At 59.9% G+C, this 17,978-nt stretch carries 18 protein-coding genes and 1 tRNA gene; 7 read left to right on the top strand and 12 right to left on the bottom strand.

Annotated elements, in window-relative coordinates:
* Positions 1 to 12 precede the first annotated feature (12 nt).
* The 4 genes from QVZ43_RS07120 to QVZ43_RS07105 form a co-directional block, all read right to left on the bottom strand.
* The gene (locus QVZ43_RS07120; RefSeq protein ID WP_302909373.1) at positions 13 to 1,551 is read right to left on the bottom strand and encodes a formate dehydrogenase beta subunit; all 1,539 of its coding nucleotides are present in this window, start codon (positions 1,549 to 1,551) and stop codon (positions 13 to 15) included.
* A gap of 12 nt (positions 1,552 to 1,563) precedes the next feature.
* Positions 1,564 to 2,088 carry a formate dehydrogenase subunit gamma gene (locus QVZ43_RS07115; protein WP_223795178.1) on the bottom strand — a complete coding sequence of 175 codons (525 nt, stop codon included), beginning with the start codon at positions 2,086 to 2,088 and terminating at the stop codon, positions 1,564 to 1,566.
* A gap of 143 nt (positions 2,089 to 2,231) precedes the next feature.
* The gene (locus tag QVZ43_RS07110) at positions 2,232 to 2,855 is read right to left on the bottom strand and encodes a YbhB/YbcL family Raf kinase inhibitor-like protein (RefSeq protein WP_302909372.1); all 624 of its coding nucleotides are present in this window, start codon (positions 2,853 to 2,855) and stop codon (positions 2,232 to 2,234) included.
* 151 nt (positions 2,856 to 3,006) lie between these two features.
* The gene (locus tag QVZ43_RS07105; RefSeq protein WP_302909371.1) at positions 3,007 to 4,227 is read right to left on the bottom strand and encodes a CaiB/BaiF CoA transferase family protein; all 1,221 of its coding nucleotides are present in this window, start codon (positions 4,225 to 4,227) and stop codon (positions 3,007 to 3,009) included.
* 222 nt (positions 4,228 to 4,449) lie between these two features.
* On the opposite strand from QVZ43_RS07105, the gene QVZ43_RS07100 reads away from it, so the two are divergent.
* Positions 4,450 to 4,626 (top strand): hypothetical protein, encoded by a 177-nt coding sequence (locus tag QVZ43_RS07100; RefSeq protein ID WP_223795175.1) that lies wholly within the window; start codon positions 4,450 to 4,452, stop codon positions 4,624 to 4,626.
* Positions 4,627 to 4,637: 11 nt separating this feature from the next.
* On the opposite strand, the gene QVZ43_RS07095 is transcribed toward QVZ43_RS07100, so the two are convergent.
* From QVZ43_RS07095 to QVZ43_RS07080, 4 genes are all read right to left on the bottom strand, one after another.
* Positions 4,638 to 6,029 carry an alanine/glycine:cation symporter family protein gene (locus QVZ43_RS07095; RefSeq protein ID WP_223795174.1) on the bottom strand — a complete coding sequence of 464 codons (1,392 nt, stop codon included), beginning with the start codon at positions 6,027 to 6,029 and terminating at the stop codon, positions 4,638 to 4,640.
* Positions 6,030 to 6,064: 35 nt separating this feature from the next.
* Positions 6,065 to 6,625, bottom strand: coding sequence for an LOG family protein (locus QVZ43_RS07090; RefSeq protein WP_302909370.1), 561 nt, complete (start codon positions 6,623 to 6,625; stop codon positions 6,065 to 6,067).
* A 43-nt stretch (positions 6,626 to 6,668) separates the two neighbouring features.
* A complete protein-coding gene (locus QVZ43_RS07085) occupies positions 6,669 to 7,220 on the bottom strand; it encodes a carboxymuconolactone decarboxylase family protein (protein ID WP_223795172.1) in 552 nt (183 codons plus the stop codon).
* Positions 7,221 to 7,444: 224 nt separating this feature from the next.
* Complete coding sequence (locus tag QVZ43_RS07080; protein ID WP_223795171.1) at positions 7,445 to 7,999, bottom strand: carboxymuconolactone decarboxylase family protein; 555 nt, start codon at positions 7,997 to 7,999, stop codon at positions 7,445 to 7,447.
* Between the two features lie 113 nt (positions 8,000 to 8,112).
* Between QVZ43_RS07080 and QVZ43_RS07075 the strand changes: the two genes are divergently transcribed.
* The 3 genes from QVZ43_RS07075 (at position 8,113) to QVZ43_RS07065 (ending at position 11,697) form a co-directional block, all read left to right on the top strand.
* Positions 8,113 to 8,718, top strand: coding sequence for a TetR/AcrR family transcriptional regulator (locus QVZ43_RS07075; RefSeq protein WP_302909369.1), 606 nt, complete (start codon positions 8,113 to 8,115; stop codon positions 8,716 to 8,718).
* Between the two features lie 168 nt (positions 8,719 to 8,886).
* A complete protein-coding gene (locus QVZ43_RS07070; RefSeq protein WP_302909368.1) occupies positions 8,887 to 10,197 on the top strand; it encodes an NAD(P)/FAD-dependent oxidoreductase in 1,311 nt (436 codons plus the stop codon).
* A 174-nt stretch (positions 10,198 to 10,371) separates the two neighbouring features.
* Entirely contained in the window at positions 10,372 to 11,697 is a 1,326-nt protein-coding gene (locus QVZ43_RS07065; protein ID WP_302909367.1) for a fibronectin type III domain-containing protein, read from the top strand.
* A gap of 142 nt (positions 11,698 to 11,839) precedes the next feature.
* Here QVZ43_RS07065 and QVZ43_RS07060 read toward each other — a convergent pair.
* Positions 11,840 to 11,913 (bottom strand) — tRNA-Gly (locus QVZ43_RS07060).
* Between the two features lie 72 nt (positions 11,914 to 11,985).
* Between QVZ43_RS07060 and QVZ43_RS07055 the strand changes: the two genes are divergently transcribed.
* The 3 genes from QVZ43_RS07055 (at position 11,986) to QVZ43_RS07045 (ending at position 14,854) form a co-directional block, all read left to right on the top strand.
* A complete protein-coding gene (locus tag QVZ43_RS07055) occupies positions 11,986 to 13,737 on the top strand; it encodes a potassium/proton antiporter (RefSeq protein WP_223795167.1) in 1,752 nt (583 codons plus the stop codon).
* 81 nt (positions 13,738 to 13,818) lie between these two features.
* On the top strand, positions 13,819 to 14,379 hold the full coding sequence (locus QVZ43_RS07050; RefSeq protein ID WP_223795166.1) for a L,D-transpeptidase family protein: 561 nt from the start codon (positions 13,819 to 13,821) through the stop codon (positions 14,377 to 14,379).
* Positions 14,380 to 14,575: 196 nt separating this feature from the next.
* The gene (locus QVZ43_RS07045; RefSeq protein WP_223795165.1) at positions 14,576 to 14,854 is read left to right on the top strand and encodes an Lpp/OprI family alanine-zipper lipoprotein; all 279 of its coding nucleotides are present in this window, start codon (positions 14,576 to 14,578) and stop codon (positions 14,852 to 14,854) included.
* 60 nt (positions 14,855 to 14,914) lie between these two features.
* Here QVZ43_RS07045 and QVZ43_RS07040 read toward each other — a convergent pair whose 3' ends face one another.
* Genes QVZ43_RS07040 through QVZ43_RS07030 form a run of 3 tightly spaced genes read right to left on the bottom strand, consistent with a single transcriptional unit; the run spans position 14,915 to position 17,967 of the window.
* The gene (locus QVZ43_RS07040; protein ID WP_302909366.1) at positions 14,915 to 15,709 is read right to left on the bottom strand and encodes a slipin family protein; all 795 of its coding nucleotides are present in this window, start codon (positions 15,707 to 15,709) and stop codon (positions 14,915 to 14,917) included.
* 34 nt (positions 15,710 to 15,743) lie between these two features.
* Positions 15,744 to 17,189 (bottom strand): NfeD family protein, encoded by a 1,446-nt coding sequence (locus tag QVZ43_RS07035; RefSeq protein WP_302909365.1) that lies wholly within the window; start codon positions 17,187 to 17,189, stop codon positions 15,744 to 15,746.
* Between the two features lie 25 nt (positions 17,190 to 17,214).
* Complete coding sequence (locus QVZ43_RS07030) at positions 17,215 to 17,967, bottom strand: SDR family oxidoreductase (protein WP_302909364.1); 753 nt, start codon at positions 17,965 to 17,967, stop codon at positions 17,215 to 17,217.
* Positions 17,968 to 17,978: the final 11 nt, after the last annotated feature.

Genomic DNA, 17,978 nt, shown 5'->3' with positions numbered 1-17,978 from the left:
GCCTCCCTCCGGTCAGCCTGTCAGGTCGTCCGGAAAATGTTTCATGACACTTTGGACCGGGAACGGGGTCATCCCGCCCATGGCACAGAGCGAACCATCCACCATGGTTTCACACAGATCTTCCAGTAATGCGAGATTCTCTTCCGGGCGCTCGCCGGCCCGGATGCGGTCAATCACTTCCACTCCGCGCACCGAACCAATGCGGCAGGGCGTACACTTGCCGCAGGATTCCACAGCGCAGAATTCCATGGCGAAGCGGGCCTGCGCGCCCATGTCGACGGTGTCGTCGAAGACCACGACCCCTCCGTGGCCAATGCCGGCGCCGAGCCCGGCGAACGCCTCGTAATCCATGGGGGTATCCCACTGGCTTTCCGGCAGGTAAGCCATCAGCGGCCCACCCACCTGTACCGCCTTCATGGGCCGGCCCGACAGGGTTCCGCTCCCGAAATCCTCCAGGATCTCTCGCAGCGTCACACCGAACCCCAGCTCAATGAGACCACCCTGGCGAATGTTGCCCGCCAGTTGGATCGGCAGTGTGCCCCGGGACTTGCCCATACCCACGTCGGCATAGGCCGATGCACCCTGGGCCAGAATGAACGGTACCGTCGCCAGGGACAGCACGTTGTTAACGATCGTGGGCTGACCGAACAATCCGTGAATGGCCGGCAGTGGAGGCTTGGCGCGCACCAGCCCGCGCTTGCCTTCCAGACTCTCCAGCAGGGACGTCTCCTCACCGCAAATGTAGGCCCCGGCCGCCAGCCGGACTTCCAGATAAAAACTCTGCCCCGTGCCGCGGACGTCTGCCCCCAGGTAGCCCTCGGCCTCTGCCCGGGCGATGGCCTCGTCGAGGATGCGGTGGGCCACCGGGTATTCCTCCCGGAGGTAGATGAACCCCTGGTCCGCGCCCACCGCCAGACCGGCAATCACCATGCCCTCGATCAGCAGGTAGGGATCACACTCCATCACCAGCCGGTCGGCGAAACTACCGGAATCGCCTTCATCGGCGTTACACACAATGTATTTCTGCTGGTCATCCGGCTGGTCCAGCACCGTTTGCCACTTGATGCCGGTTGGAAAAGCCGCGCCGCCCCGGCCTCGCAATCCAGATTCCTTGACCTGATCGACAATGGCCTGGCCCGACAGTTCTACCGCCCGGGCAAGGCCCTGAAAGCCACCGTGTTCACGATAATCTTCGATGGACAGCGGATCGGTCAGGCCGATGCGGGCAAACGTCAGGCGCTGCTGACGCTTCAGGTAGGGGTGTTCTTCAATGTTGCCGAGGCAGGCTTCGTGGTCCGGGCGGCCTTCGAGCAGCCCCGCCTCAATCAGCGTGGGCACGTCGTCGGGCTCCACCGGGCCAAAGGCAATCCGGCCCTGACCGGTATCCACCTCCACCAGGGGCTCCAGCCAGCATAGGCCCCGGGAACCATTGCGTACGAGGGTGATGGACAGCCCCCGTTCGTCAGCCGCCTGCTGGATCTGCCTCGCGACCTCATCCGCTCCAAGTGACAACGCCGTGGTGTCACAGGGCACATAGATTCGAGTTGCCATGTATTCCCCCGTTTATTGCACTTCGAGTGTCGAGGTGGTGAGTTGTTCCGCCAGCAGGTCAAATTTCTCCGGCGTCATCCGGCCGAGAATCCGGTCGTCCAGGCGGATGGAGGGCGCACACGCGCAGTTGCCCAGGCAATAGACGGGCTCCAGGGTGAATTCACGATCGTGGGTGGTCTGGTGAAAGCCGATCCCGAGGCGCTGCTGTATGTGCGATTCCAGCGCCCGGCAGCCCATGGACTGGCAGGCCTCGGCCCGGCAGATTTGCAACACATGGGTCCCGGCAGGCCGGGTTCGGAAATGATGATAAAAACTGATGACGCCGTGGATTTCGGCGCGGGTCTGCTGGAGGGCCTCGGCGATGACGGCAACCGCTCCCTCGGGAATGTAGCCAATGCGGTCCTGGATTGCGTGCAGGATCGGCAGGAGTGCGCCGGGCTTGTGCCGCAGTGCATTCACCTCCTGCCGGATGGAATCCTCATTCCACTCGCCCTCGGCTCCCTCCGTGGGCAGCGGGTATTCTGTCGGGGTAGCCATGGCCTGTCCTGCCGTGATTAAGCGCTTTCCCTAATCGTGGTCCCTTAGCAGCAAGTTTTCCAGCTGTATACAAGATCAACCAGGGCAATTTATCGCTGTGCCCGGAGACCGGTCACAGCAAAGAATCCCAAGCTCGTTCGGACTCAGCGAAGATCCGGGTCCAGGGTGTAGGTACCGGTGACTCGCGCACTGTCGAGCACGTGCCCTTTCATGGCCTCGCGCACCGCATTGCCATCGAATTCACCTTCAAGGCCCAGGCTGTCCACATCCAGGGCAAAAATCTCGAAGTGATAATGGTGCATGATTTCATCATTCCACGGTGGGCAGGGGCCGTCGTATCCGCAATAGGTACCCCCCATATCCGGGTTGCCGGCGAGAAACTGGGTGTAGTTGTTCACCCCACGGACGCCGATCGGACCGGGGCCACCCGCTTTTCCTTTCGGGGCGACGCCATCGCTGTCCTCGCCTTCGGGGATACGGCGGGTATCCGCCGGAATATCCACCAGCAGCCAGTGGAAGAAGTCCACCCGGGGTAAATCCGCGGCGACCGTCCTGCCTTCCTTGTTCACATCGTCGGCAACACTGGGCACATCCGGATCGAACATGATCACCGCAAAGCTCCTGGTGCCGTCGGGAACCTGGTCCCACACCAGTTCCGGATTCTTGTTCGGGCCAAAGCTCATGTGATCGGTCGAACTGTAGACTCCGAAAGCAAATCGCTCCGGAATCGGCTGCCCATCCTCAATACCTCGGACTTCTAGTTTCACAACCATCCCTCCTGTTGATTGTCAGACGCCAGTCGGCCGGCCCCGAAGGCCACACCGGAATTGACCACACCCGGTTGTATCAATGGCGTCCGCCTGTTGTCCAGATTAGCAGAGCCCGGAAGATCCGAATGACAGACCACGACCACCCGCGTCAAATCACCCGTTTGTCCCTGAGTTCTTCCCGACGTGCCTCGTCCAGCTCCAGAATAGAACTGAGAACCTCGTCGGTATGGGCACCAAGTGCGACACCCACGTGCCTGACCCGCCCCGGGGTATCGGACAAGCGGGGAAACACCTGTTGCATGGGCAGTGGGTCGCCATGACGGTCGGGGACTTCAACGATGCTGTCGCGCGCCCGGAAATGGGGGTCGTCCAGCATTTCCGGTGCACGGTAGACCAGACCGGCCGGAACGCCGGCCTCTGCCAGTACATCGACAATCTGCTGGGCGTCATGCTGACGGGTCCAGGCCGCCACCAGATCATCAATGGCCAGCTGGTTCTCGCCCCGGGCCCGATGGGTGGCGTAATCCGGATGGTCTGCCAGCGTCGGCTGCCCCATGGCGTTGCACAGGCGGGCAAACACCGTGTCCTGATTGGCGCCAATGACCACATCACGGCCGTCACGGGTCGGATAGGCGTTGGACGGTGCCAGACCTGGCAGGAAGCTGCCACTCCGCTCCCGCACCTTGCCCGCCCGGGCATAGTCCGGGATCAGGCTCTCCATCATCGCCAGTACCGATTCGTAAATGGCGCTGTCGACCATCTGCCCTTTGCCGGTCCGTTCCCGGCTTTGCAGCGCCACCAGCGCGCCGAGGGCTCCGTGCAGTCCCGCCAGCGAGTCGCCAAGAGAAATACCCACCCGCACCGGGGGCCGGTCCGGGTAACCGCTGATGTAGCGCAACCCGCCCATGGCCTCGCAGACGGCGGCAAAGCCTGCCCGCCTGGCATAGGGTCCGTCCTGCCCAAAACCGGTGACCCGGACCATCACCAGTCTGGGGTTCAAGGCGGACAGCACGTCATAACCCAGGCCCCATTTTTCCATGGTGCCGGGTCGGAAGTTCTCGATCAGCACGTCCGCTTTGGCCACCAGCTCCTTCAGGAGTTCCTGGCCCTCCGGCTGGCGCAGATCCAGGGTCACGGACTTCTTGTTGCGACCAATCACGTTCCACCAGATCGGGTCGCCGTGTTGATCTTCGGTCCCCCACTGGCGCATGGCATCGCCCTTGCCGGGCGGTTCAATCTTGATCACCTCGGCACCGAAATCGGCCAGGATCTGGCCACAATAGGGGCCGGCAATCAGCTGACCCAGCTCCAGAACCCGGATGTTCTCCAGAGCCATGGGGGAAGAGGGGGATGGGGTTGTTGTGGACATTATTGGTTCAATCCCTTGTCACTTTTGTTGCTGTTCTGCGCGAGATCGTCAGCGGGCTCGGAACCCACTCTGCCAAAAGCATACACCGTTTGGTCACCGGAGAGCCGCCGGGATGCACACGCCAATGAGCCGGAACCTTCTCCCGCCTGGGCGGACCAACTTGATCATGCCGGCGAATGAGCCATAGTTGAACAGATTGAAGCCCCCGGGGAGGATCCAGCCATGGCCGACGAAGACTATAAAAAACTGCATCCCATTCTGAGTTCGGTGACCCAGACCTACGTGGACCTGTACACCAACAAACCCAACGAGAAAAACCGTGAGCAGCTGATCAAACTGGAGCAGTTGCTGCACGAGAAACTGGAAAAGCTCAAGCAGGCCCGGGAAGCCGGGGAATAATCCGGAAACCTTCAATCCTGCGATACGGAGAGGCTGCGGGTTCTGAAATACTCCCGAGTGAGCCGGACCACAAGGGGCGACAACAGAACGATGGCAATCAGGTTGGGAATCGCCATCAGGCCGTTTGCAATGTCGCACAGGCCCCAGATCAACTCCAGATCCATCACAGCCCCGACCGGCAGCAGACAGCAGAACAGGTTTCGGTAAAGGGTAATTCGTTCCGACCCGAACAGGTATCCGGTACCCCGTTCGCCGTAGACGCTCCAGCCCACCACACTGGAAAACGAGAAGAACAGCAACGAGAGCGTGACGGCGAGCTTGCCCAGATCCGGTACCGCTGCATTGAACGCCATGGTAGTGAGTTCGGAGCCACTGACGCCAGTGGTCCATACGCCCGTGGTAATAATCACCAGGGCAGTAATCGTGCACACTACCAGCGTGTCGAACAGCGGCCCGTTCATGGCTACCAGCCCGGCCCGCACCGGTTCGTCGGAACGGGTCGCGGCCATGGCCATGGGGGTGGTGCCCAGTCCCGCCTCGTTACTGAACACCCCCCTTGCCACCCCGAACTGGATCGTGGTCATCACTGCCGCGCCAGCGAAGCCGCCAGTGGCCGCCGTTCCGGTGAAGGCGTCACCGAGTATCAAGGCCAGGGCACCGGGAATGCGATCCACATGAATGCCCAACACCACTAGGGCACTGCCCACGTAGACCACGAACATCAGAGGCACCAGTCGGGACACCACCTTGCCAATGCGGCGAATACCGCCGACGATCACCAGCCAGATCAGGACGGCGTACACCACGCCGATGCCCAGCTTGACACCTAGGACGTTGGCCTCGTCCGGTGCATACGCCAAAACGTCTCGAAGCGAGAACTCCAGGGTATCGGCCACCGAGTTGGCCTCCACCATGTTGCCGGTGCCAAAGGCCGCCAGTATTGCGCAGAAGGCAAAAAACCGGGCCATTGGCTTCCAGCGCGGGCCAAGGCCACGCTCGATGTAGTACATGGGGCCGCCGGCATAGCCCGTTTTCGGGTCATAGGTGCGATAGACCAGCGCCAGGGTGGTGCTGGCGAACACCGTTGCCATGCCGACGACTGCGGTCACCCACATCCAGAAAATGGCACCGGGGCCGCCCAGGGCGATGGCGGTGGCGACACCGGCAATGTTGCCATTGCCAATGGCGGCGGATAGGGCGACGGTCAATGCACTGAAGTGGCTGAGTTCACCCGCCCGGGAGGTTTCGGCATCCCGGCCACTGACAATGCGCAGGGACAGCCAGAGGCGAAAAAGCTGAATAAAGCGAAGGCGAACGGTGAGGTAGAGGCCGGTTCCCACCAGCAACAGAATGGTCAAGGGACCCCAGACAAATTCTCCGACGCCTTCAACCAGCTCCAGCACGCAATAAGGCCCCTCCTCTGGGCGTGATGGTCAGATCAGCCCCATTTGTCGTGGGGTGCCGTGTAGTTGCGGAAAGCCGTCAGCAACTGCTCCGGTGTGTCCGTGAGCACCAGCATGTCGATGTATTCCTGCCTTAAAAAACCGGCTGCGGCCATGGTGCCCGCCATGTCCAGCAGATGATCGTAAAAGCCGTCCACGTTGTAGAAGGCGCAGGGTTTCTTGTGCAGGCCAAGCTGGCCCCAGGTCCAGGCTTCGAAGATTTCTTCCAGCGTGCCGATGCCCCCGGGCAGGGCAACAAAGCCATCGGCCAGTTCCGCCATCTTGGCCTTGCGCTCATGCATGTCCCGGACAACAAACAGTTCGGTAAGACTGCTGTGCGCAAGTTCCTGGTTCCGGAGGTGTTCGGGAATAACCCCGTAAACCTTGCCGCCATTTGCCAGCACCGAGTCAGCGACAATGCCCATCAGCCCTACGTGACCGCCACCGAAGACCAGATCAATACCATTGTGCCCAAAGAAGGCGCCCAACTCGGCGGCCTTTTCGGCAAACCGGGCGTGATTGCCCGTGCGGGAGCCGCAGTACACCGCGATTTTCATAGTCTGGTGGTCCCTCCTGAACGGATGTTTCCTTCCATACGAATCATTCCTTCTTCCATTCAAAGGGTCGGAAAGGCTCGTCGATGGGGGTCTCGGCGATGTGATTGATGTAGTTACTCATCACTTTCTGAGACAAGATAAGGATTACTTCCATCACCTGCCGGTTGCCGTAGCCGGCCTTGTAAAAGGCATCCAGATCCTCACGGCTGACTTTCCCACGCTTGCGCACCACCGCCAGGGTAAAGGCTCGCAACGTTTCCAGTTTCGGGGTGGGCAACGGGCTCTCGTTGCGCAGCGCTTCAATCAGCCCCTCGGACACCTGCATACTCCTGGCGATACCCGTATGGGCCGGCACACAATAATGACAGGCGTGTTCCACATTGATGGATTGCCAGACCACGGTGCGCTCGTCGTTATCGAAACTGCTGACCATCACCAGCTCATGCAGAGTCTGGTAGGCGTTCAGTACACCCGGCGCCTCGGCCATCACCGCGTGCAGGCCCGGAATCATGCCGAACACCCGGCAGGATTGTTCCAGCAGGGGTTTGGATTCTTCCGGCGCGGAATTCAGATCGTGCAGTGTAAAGTCATTCATCACCGCCTCCTCACATTCGATACACCCATCTGACCTCAAAGCAGTATGGCACGGGAATCCCGGCCCAACCGCCAACCGGTTCCTGATCCGGATAGATGGTCCGGTCGTTCAACGAGTTCTGTCAGTGCAGGGGGAGGGAGATGGATTGACCGGGCGAAAGCCGCCCGGCCTGGAAGGCGGCGCCCCGACCGAGGCGCCGGTTTAAGCACCCGATTGCCGGGCTATTACTTCGCTTTCTGCCATGCGAAGGGCTTGAACGGCTCATCCACCGGTGTCTCGGCGATGTGATTGACGTAGTTGCTCATCACCTTCTGGGACAGCACCAGAATGATTTCCAGCACCTGCCGCTGGCTGTAACCGGCACCGTAGAAAGCGTCCAGATCTTCGCCGTTGACTTCACCACGCTTTCGAACGACCGCCAGGGTGAAGGTGCGCAGGGCTTCCAGCTTGTCGCTGGGCAGTGGTGTTTCGTCCCGCAGGGCGTTTGTGATCTCGTCCGAGACCTTCATGCTCTTGGCAATGCCGGTATGCGCGGGGACACAGTAATGGCAGGCATGCTCCACGTTGATGGTCTGCCACACGACGGTGGTCTCGTCGTTGTCAAAGCTGCTGCCCAGAACCAGTTCATGCAGTTTCTGATAGCCATCGAGAAGACCCGGGGCCTCAGCCATAACCGCGTGCAGATTGGGAATCATCCCGAACGCCTTCTGAGATTTATCCAGCAGCGGTTTGGATTGCTCTGGCGCGGAATCGATATCGTGCAGGGTAAAGTCTGTCATGTCGCTCTCCTTTCTTGAATGATCGCTCAACAACGCGAACCCTAACTATTTTTGAGCGATCATTCAAGTTATAATTGAGTGAGCATTCAACAAATAATCTGATGATCACGGATATGGCCCGACAAGCCCGGTATGACAGACCAACATTGCTGAATAAAGCCATCTCGCTGTTCTGGGATCGCGGTTACCACGGCAGCTCCATGAAACAGATCGAGCAGGCCCTGGATCTTCGTCCCGGCAGCATTTACGCCGCCTTTGGCAGCAAGGACGGATTGTTTGCCGAGGCCCTGGCCACCTACGCGGATCAGGGGCGGCAAGAGCTGATGGGGTATCTGGAGAGCTCGGAGTCCATCGTCGATGGCCTGCAGACCTATCTGCGCGCAATGGCAGGAACCGCATCAGCATCCGCCGACAAACCGGCACGGGCCTGCATGATCATCAAGACCCTGCTGGAATCGAGCCGGACCCACCCGGAACTGGCCGGGCAGGCCGAGCAGATTCTGGCGGACGTCCGCAAGGCACTGGCTGAAGCGCTGGAACAGGCCAAAATGGCGGGCGAGCTGGCCGACCATACCGATTGCGAGCGCCTGGCCCGCCTGATCCAGGCTCAGATCGTGGGCCTCCGTTCCATGGCCGAACGAGGCCTGAGTCCGGAAGAACTGACAGAACTGGCCAGCGACGTGTCAGCCATACTGGACGCCTACCGGGCCCGGCACTGAACCCGGTCCGGCAGAAGCGGCACCGGTCGCCAATTGTGCCCACTTGCATCGGCAGGCTACTATAGCCCCCTCAGCCCACACCCACCCTTTCCCGACAATGCCGAGTGATAACAGCCAAGCGTTTTGGTCCCAGAGCGTTTGCCTCTTTTCACTTCTGGATCGGACACTATGGATAACCTTCAGCACATCGTGGTGGTGGGTGGCGGCGCAGGCGGATTGGAACTGGTCACCCGGCTGGGCAACAAACTGGGCAAGAAACGCAAGGCGCGCATCACGCTGTTAGACGCCGGCCTGACCCACGTCTGGAAGCCCCTGCTGCACGAAGTCGCCTCCGGCTCCCTGGACGCCAACGCCAACGAGATCAACTACCGGGCCCACGCCCGCAAGCACCACTACGAGTTCCAGCTGGGCCGAATGTGTGGCCTGGATCGCCGAAAGAAGGAAGTGGTGATTGCCCCCTTCCATGACCAGGACGGTGAGGAAGTGGTGCCGGAACGACACCTCCAGTACGACACCCTGGTGATTGCCGTGGGCAGCACTGCCAATGATTTCGGTACGCCGGGGGCGCAGGACCATTGCCTGTTCCTGGACAGCCTGAAGCAGGCCCGGCGATTTCATAACCTGATGCTCAACGCCTTCCTCAGGAAAAACCACGAAGCGCAGCTCGATCGGCCCCATACCCTGAATATCAGCATCATCGGTGCCGGTGCCACCGGTGTGGAACTGGCGGCGGAGCTTCGACTGGCGTCCCGGGAACTGCCAGTCTACGGCATGAACCACCTGACTCCCTCGGATGTGTCTATCAACATCGTCGAGGCCGCTGACCGGATCCTGCCCGCGCTGCCGGCCAGATTGTCTGCAGCGGCAACCCGGGAACTGGAGCGCCAGCAGGTACAGGTACACAGCGGGCAGCCCGTAAGCGAGGTCAAGGCCAACCGGATCATCATGCAGGATGGCTCCGAACTGGCTTCGGAAATGACCATCTGGGCCGCAGGCATCAAGGCACCCGCGTTTCTGGCCAATCTCAACGGGTTGGAAACCAACAAGAGCAACCAGCTGTTGGTCGAGCAGACCCTGCAAACCACACAGGACACCGATATTTTCGCCCTCGGCGATTGCGCGGCCTGCCCGCAGCCAGACGCCGACCGTCCGGTACCGCCCCGGGCCCAGGCCGCCCATCAACAGGCCGATACCCTGTTCAAGACACTGACTCGCCGCCTGCAGGGAAAAGAGCCCGTGCCGTTTGTCTACAACGATCACGGCTCGCTGATCAATTTCAGTCGCTATACCACTGTGGGCAACCTGATGGGCAACCTGTCGGGGCGGAGCATGTATATAGAAGGCAAGGTGGCACGGTTGTTTTACGTGTCGCTCTACCGCATGCATCAGGTGGCGCTACACGGCTTCGTACGGACAGGCGTCATCTGGCTGATGGATAAAATCAGCCGGGCCATGCACCCGAGGCTGAAACTGCACTAGGGTCAGGGTGGCCAGGCTCCAAGCCTGGCCAAAACCAGACAACCTAAAAGAATAAAAAGAACTCGTATATAAACACATGAACTAGGCGCTCCCTGTGCATATCGGCATTATCTGCCATCTTTAACCGTGACTAGTAAGGTTCCTGTCTTCAAAGCACCCACAGAGGACGCTGTCATGGTTAAAGCCAGCACCGCGATACTTCTGGCTGTCGTCGCCTCATTCTTTGCAGGTTGTGCCACACAAACTCCCGGCCCGGGGGACCTCCCGCCGCCCGCTGCGGTCCCCACCACCAGCGACCCGGGTTTTGTCCAGTTTCGTTACTTTGACAACATCAGCGGCTCTGACATTTCCAACCTGACCGAAACGCCGGCGTTTCCCGACAACCCGGACCGGGTGGAAAGCCTGACCTCGCTCGAAATGAGCAATCGTGGCAACAACTATGGGGCCTGGGTGCGGGGTTTTATTATGGCACCAGCGACCGGAGACTATCGGTTCTTCATCAGCGCTGACGACGCCGCACAGTTATTGCTGAGCCCGTCGGACCAACCAGGGCAGGCCGGGATCATCGCAACCGTGCCCGGTAAAACCTCCCAAGGGGACTACAGCAAATACAGCTCCCAGGCGTCCGGTATCCAGAGGCTGACGGAAGGGCAGCCCTATTATTTTGAGGTTCTCTTCAAACAGGGCGGCGGACCGGACCATTTCAGCGTTGCCTGGGAAGGACCTGGCATGGCCCAACAGGTGATCGGCACCGATTACCTGTATAGTTGGTCCGAATCCGGCTTTGGCGACGGGGAAACCACTCAGGAGGCCTACTCCCTCGGTTATCGCGTCGGTTACCTGGATGGCAGCGAAAACCTGGCGTTCAATCAGCTTTATCCGCCCCTGGACGAAGACGGTGATGGCCTCTACGACAACTGGGAAATCGCCAACGGCCTGAATCCCGGTGATCCGAACGACAGCAATAATGACCCGGATGGCGATCTGATCTCTGCAGCGGATGAATTCCTGATCGGAACCCGGGAAAACAATCCGGATTCCGACGCCGATGGCATGCCCGATGGCTTCGAGTATGCCTCCGGGCTGGATCCCCTCGACTCCGCCGATGCCAGCACGGATCTCGACAACGATGGCTTTACCAATCTTGAGGAGTACGAGGCCGGCACGTCTATCAATGACTCGCAAAGCTTTCCGGTCGTTGACGATGGCGGCACAACAACCGAGCCGGTACCCACCACCGGAACAGCCATCATCAGCTGGACGGCACCTTCCACCCGTTCCGACGGCACCTCTCTCGCCCTGAGCGAGATCAACTCATACCTGGTCAAATACGGGACAAGCGAGACAGCACTGGACCAGTCGGTGGTTATCCCCGGCTATGAGACCTCGGCAACCATCGAAGGTCTGTCAACGGGCACCTGGTATTTCACCGTGCAGACGGAAGACACCGGTGGACTGCTCAGCCCGCCATCTCCGGCCGTCTCGAAGACAATCAACTAGGCCAGGAGTAAGAGAACACAAGTTCGCCGATCAACCTCTCCGGTTTCCTCGGAAGCCGGAGAGTGCCTGCCCAGCAAAAAAATCATAGAACTCTGATATATAGTAGTGTTTTGGCTCATCGACAGGTAAGAGTCGTGTAGAGTGGAGCGGGTGAAGGGAATCGAACCCTCGTATGCAGCTTGGGAAGCTGCCGTTCTACCATTGAACTACACCCGCGTATGCAATGGGCCGCGCAAAAAATATAGAGTGCTGGCACACGGTTAGGCAAGCACAGAGTCTGGAGTTGTGATGGACCCCACCCTTACCCTGATGGGTGCCCTGATGCTGGTGATCAGCATTCTGCTCAGCCCGCTGTCCAGCCGGGTTGGCATGCCGGTGCTGCTGATATTCCTGGTTGTCGGCATGATGATGGGCCAGGACGGCCCCGGTGGCATTGAATTCGACAACTTTCCTCTGGCATTCCTGATGGCCAACCTGGCGCTGGGGGTCATACTGCTGGATGGCGGCATGAGGACCCGTGCCGAGACCTTCCGGGTAGGACTGCGACCAGCCCTGATGCTGGCCACACTCGGGGTATTCCTGACCGCCGGGGGCGCTGCCGTGGTTGCCCACTGGGTGTTTGACCTTCCCTGGCTGCTATCACTGCTGATCGGCGCCATCATTTCCTCTACGGACGCTGCCGCGGTCTTCTCCCTGTTGCAGGGCCGGGGCCTACACCTCAACGAACGGGTCAGTGCCACACTGGAGATCGAATCCGGCAGTAACGATCCTATGGCCATCTTTCTGACGCTGCTGCTGGTCACCCTGATCGGTAACGAGGACGCCAGCGCCGGCGGTGAAGCGGCGACGATGCTGGCCAAACAGATGGGCATTGGGGGCATCGCGGGCGTGCTGGGAGGACGCCTGATCGCCGAACTGACCAACCGAATCCGGCTGACGCCCTCCCTGTATCCACTGCTGGTCGCCGCCGCCGGCATTGCCGTATTTGCCGGAACCAACGCCCTGGGCGGCAGTGGCTTCCTGGCGATTTATCTGGCCGGTGTGGTGATCGGCAATCGCGAGGTCCGGATGATGCCGATGATCCTTCAGGTACACGACGGCCTGGCCTGGCTGGCCCAACTGTGCCTGTTCCTGATGCTGGGCCTGCTGGTATCGCCCTCCGAGTTGTGGCCGCTGGCCGGTGGTGGCCTGATCATGGCCCTGGCACTGATTCTGATTATTCGTCCGCTGGCCGTTACACTCACTTTGCTGCCATTTGGCTTCAACCGCCGGGAGCTGGGATTTATTGGCTGGGTCGGTCTGCGGGGTGCGGTTCCCATCGTACTGGCACTGTTCCCGGTAATGGCCGGGTTGCCGGAGTCCCAACTGATATTCCACATCGCGTTCTTTATCGTCCTGGTCTCGCTGGTGGTGCAGGGCACCACCATGGCACCTCTGGCCAGAAAGCTTAAACTGGAGGTGCCCTCCGGCGAAGACCCGTACCGGCGATTGCCACTGGATGTGCCGGCGGCCGGTGGCCATGAGCTCATGCTGTTCCCCTTACGGGGCAAACCCTGGGAGACCCCCCGGCCACTGGGCCAACTTCACCTTCCGGAAAAAACCGCCGTGGCTGGCGTATTCCGGAATCAGGTCTGCCTGCAGCCAAACGTGGACCTGCAGGTGGTCAGCGGTGATGTGCTGGCCATGTTTGCCACCCCCGGTGTCCTGCCCGAACTGGGCAAGGCCCTGAGTGGTCGGCACGCGCCCGAATATCTGGCCGAACGGGCCTTTTTCGGGGACTTTGTGCTCAATGGCGATGCGCTGCTGGGGGATGTGGAGCAGGTTTACGGCATCGAATTCGACGACTTGCCACCCGAGCTGTCACTGGCGGAGTGCTTCGCCAAACGCACCAGAGGCCACCCGGTAGTGGGCGATACCGTTTTGCTGGGGCCGGTGACGCTGGTGGCGAGAGCAACCGAATCCGATCGGGTCACCAAGGTAGGCCTCAAGATGGAGGGGCCAGGCACGAAACATCAGAAAAAAGATCACGCCAAAAGTTAACAAAAGCTCTCAACATTGGCCTGGCGGCCTATGTTATAAATGCGCCTGTGCAAAGATTAACCATTGGTAAGTTCACTAAACATGTTTTCCCGATTTTTTTTAAGCGCCTGTCTACTGGCAGCCACCCTGATTTCTCCAGCCGCGGTGTCGGCAACTGAGCTGTTGGCCAAGGCCGACACCCACATGCCAATGCCGGCCTCGTCTCAGGCTGAGTCTCTGGACATCAGTCAGGTGCTGGTGCGAAAAGGTGAGCGCCGGCTCTACCTGATGGATGGTGAGCGGGTGGTGAAGAGCTATCGCGTATCCCTGGGCGATAACCCCGAGGGCCACAAGCTCTATGAGGGTGACGAACGCACTCCGGAGGGTGATTACGTTCTGGACTGGCGCAACGCCAGCAGTGATTTCTACAAATCGATTCACATCTCCTACCCGAACGAACAGGACAGGGAACAGGCGAGGGCCTGGGGACAGGATCCCGGCGGCAGCATCATGATCCACGGACTACCCAACGAAGTCGGCGACATGGCATTTGCCTACCGCGGACTGGACTGGACCGATGGCTGTATTGCCGTGACCAACGAAGAAATGGATGAAATCTGGCAACTGGTCGCGGACGGCACCCCAATTCGAATTGTTCCGTGAACTTTCCGTGACAGCAGCATTAAGTTGTTGTCACATGGTCGAAAAATTTACGTACCCTTTGTTAACATTTTGGCTCTGAGTGTTTTACACTGAGTAACGATCCGGTTGTCAACGCCCTTGGGGCGCGATTGACAGGAAGTCATCTATACTGATTTCCGGAGCACAGGAAATAACTCGACCAATAAGGGGAATCATAATGCGTAAACTGACGATCGCCGGGTTTGCTCTGGCCACTGCTATGACTGCAGGCTGTGCCTCTAACCAGGCTGCCGTTGACGAAGCAACTGCAACCGCGAATTCTGCCGAGCAGACTGCCGAAAATGCTCTGAGCACCGCTAACAGCGCTGCTTCCTCTGCTCGCACTGCCCAGCAGACTGCTGAAGAAGCACTGGCTGCTGCCAAGGCTGCTGAGCGCGCTGCTAACGAAGCAAACGAGCGCGCCAAGCGCATGCTTGAGCAGTCCAGCATGAAGTAAGACTCAGCCTCTGCTGACGTCTAAAAGGCCGGTTAATCCGGCCTTTTTTTTGCCCGTTTGTTACCCCTTCGTCTCCAGATCGGGATCGGTGCCATCTTTACTGGTCTTGGGCTCAATAAAACCCTTCACCAGTTCCAACGGCAACGGAAAGACAATGGTCGAGGCGTTGCTGTTGCTCATATCCGCCAGCGTCTGCAAGTAGCGGAGCTGCATGGATCCATGATTGGCGGACATCACCTCCGCCGCTTCCACCAGTTTTTTCGAGGCCTGAAGCTCGCCCTCCGCATGGATCACCTTGGCCCGACGCTCCCGCTCGGCCTCGGCCTGACGGGCAATGGCGCGGATCATGGACTCGTTCAGATCCACATGTTTGATCTCCACATTCGCCACCTTGATACCCCATTCTTCCGTCTGGGCGTCGATGATGTCCTGGATATCGGAATTGAGCTTGTCCCGCTCGGACAGCATCTCATCAAGATCATGTTTGCCCAGAACCGAGCGCAGTGTGGTCTGCGCCAGCTGGCTGGTGGCGGAATGGTAGTCTTCCACCCGGATAATGGCCCGTTCCGGATCCACGACCCGGAAGTACAGGACCGCGTTCACCCGCACGGTGACGTTGTCCCGGGAAATCACATCCTGGCTGGGGACATCCAGCACGATGACCCGCAGATCCACCCGAACCATCTGTTGAATTCCGGGGATCACGATGACCAGGCCTGGCCCTTTCACGCCCTGAAAGCGACCGAGGAAGAACACCACGCCACGCTCGTATTCCGGCAGGATCTTGATCGCCGACGCCAGAACCAGCAGCAGCACCACTGTGGGCGCGATGTACGGAATCAGTTCACCAAACATAGGTCCTCCTTGGTTCCATTCGACCTTTTCCGGCTCAGGCGCTCTCCTGCTCCACCTCAACCGACACCGTCAGTCCATCCACTCTGGTTACCCGAACAGGGTCACCCGTCCGAACCGGCTCCTGGCTCACGGCATTCCAGCGCTCGCCACTCAATCGGACGTGCCCCCGGAAATGCTGGTGCTCGCGGACAAATTCATCCAGCGCCACGCCGCTTTCGTGGGCCAGTTGCTCACCACCGCTGACAGGATGATGTCGCCGCAGGCGAATGAACTTGGTCACCGTCCACAACATAAACCCGGCAGCGACAATCGCCGTGCCGCCAATGGTGGGCAAGGAGATGTCCCGATGCGAGCCGTCCATCAAAATGACCGAGCCGGTGACAAAGGCAACAATGCCGCCGATCCCCAGAATCCCGAAGCTGGGGACAAACGCCTCCCCGACCATGAATGCCAGCCCCAGCAGAATCAGCGCCAGCCCGGCGTAATTGACGGACAACACCTGAAAGGCAAAGAGCGCCAGGATCAGGCAGATTGCACCGATCACACCCGGCACCACCGCGCCCGGATTGGCCAATTCAAACACAATGCCGTAGAAACCGATGATCATCAGAAAATAGGCAACGTTCGGGTCGGTAATCACCGACAACAGCCGGGTTCGCCAGTCTGGCTGTGCCCGCACCACCATAAGGCCGGCGGTGCCCAGGGTCCGCTCACCGGTGGCCATTCGCACCGTGCGGCCATCAATCTGTTCCAGGAGTTCGCTGAGGTTATCCGCCACTACATCGATCACATTCCGCTCCAGCGCCGCACCAGCACTGAGGTTAACCCCTTCCCGGACTGCTTCTTCGGCCCAATCGGCATTGCGGCCGTGGCGCTTTGCCAGTCCCCGTATGTAACTGACGGCATCCTCCAGCACCTTGCGCTCCATGGCCGTGCCACCCCGCCGTTTGCCTTCCTCCCCCTTACTGCCGTCCTGGGATTCATCACTGGTATCGGGCGGTTCGGACGGCTGTGGATCGGCGCCAGGAAGCCCACCCATTTGCACCGGCGTGGCAGAGCCAAGGTTGGTCGCCGGAGCCATGGCGGCAATGTGGCTGGCATACAGGATGTACGTACCCGCGCTGGCCGCCCGGGCGCCAGCCGGCGACACGTAACTGACCACTGGAACATCGGACGCGAGAATCACTTTGATGATGTCCCGCATGGAATCCATCAGCCCCCCTGGCGTATCGATTTCCAGCACCACCAGATCAGCTTCACCGCTTTCGGCTCGACGAATTCCCCGGGTGACATAATCCATGGTGGCCGGGCCGATCGCGCCCTCGATGGAGAGGACCAACACCGTGTTGCTGGTTTCGGACTGGGCGGAGAGTGGCTGGGCGAGGGCAGCCAGCCATATGAGGCAGGGGGAGCAAACGACGAACACCCACAGGCGAAGCATGGGCGGGCAGGTTTTCCAGGCGGGTCGGTGACTCTGCATGCGGCCTCCCCGTCTCGGGGAACGATCAGAACATTTTTGCCAGTACCGGCACCGGTAACCGTTTCAGCAGAAACCCAATGGGCGTCCAGGGCCATCGCGGTACGTAGCTTTCCTTTTTTCCGGACTCAATGGCGTTAACCATTGCCTTACAGCCGGTCCGGACATCCACGGCGAAGGGCTTGTTTTTCACCTTCTCGTTAATCGCAGTATTGATGTAGCCTGGATACAGTGTAGTCACCCGGATCGGAGATTTCGTCCTCGTCAGTTCGACACGCAAGCCTTCCGATAGTGCCGCAAGACCCGCTTTGGTCGCACCGTAGGTGGTGATATTGGAGGGCATACCACGCACTGCAGACACCGAGGACACGGTCACCAGGTGGCCATGGTTCTGGGCCCGGAAGATCTCCATGGCCGCTTCCATCTGCGCAAGGGCAGAGACAAAGTTGGTTTCCGCCGTCTGGCGATTGGCATCGAACTGGCCCGTCCCCAGTGGCCGGCCCATGCCGACACCGGCATTGACGATGATCCGGTCGATGGTGCCGAAGTCGTCCCGGAACGCGCGAAAAACGTCGAAAACTTGTGAGTGATTGTCCACATCCAGTGCACGAACACTCACCGTAAGATCGGGGTGGGAGGCCACTAGCTCGGTTTTCAGAGCGTCCAGGCGCTCTGTGCGGCGGGCACACAGGGCCAGATTGTTGCCCCTGGCGGCGAATTCGCGGGCCATGCCCTCGCCCAGACCAGAGCTTGCGCCGGTAATCAGAATGGTCGAACTCATACACACCTCCC

It is taken from the genome of Marinobacter suaedae (assembly GCF_030519635.1).
GTDB classification, from domain to species: domain Bacteria; phylum Pseudomonadota; class Gammaproteobacteria; order Pseudomonadales; family Oleiphilaceae; genus Marinobacter; species Marinobacter suaedae.
This window is presented reverse-complemented; position numbering and strand designations above follow the sequence as displayed.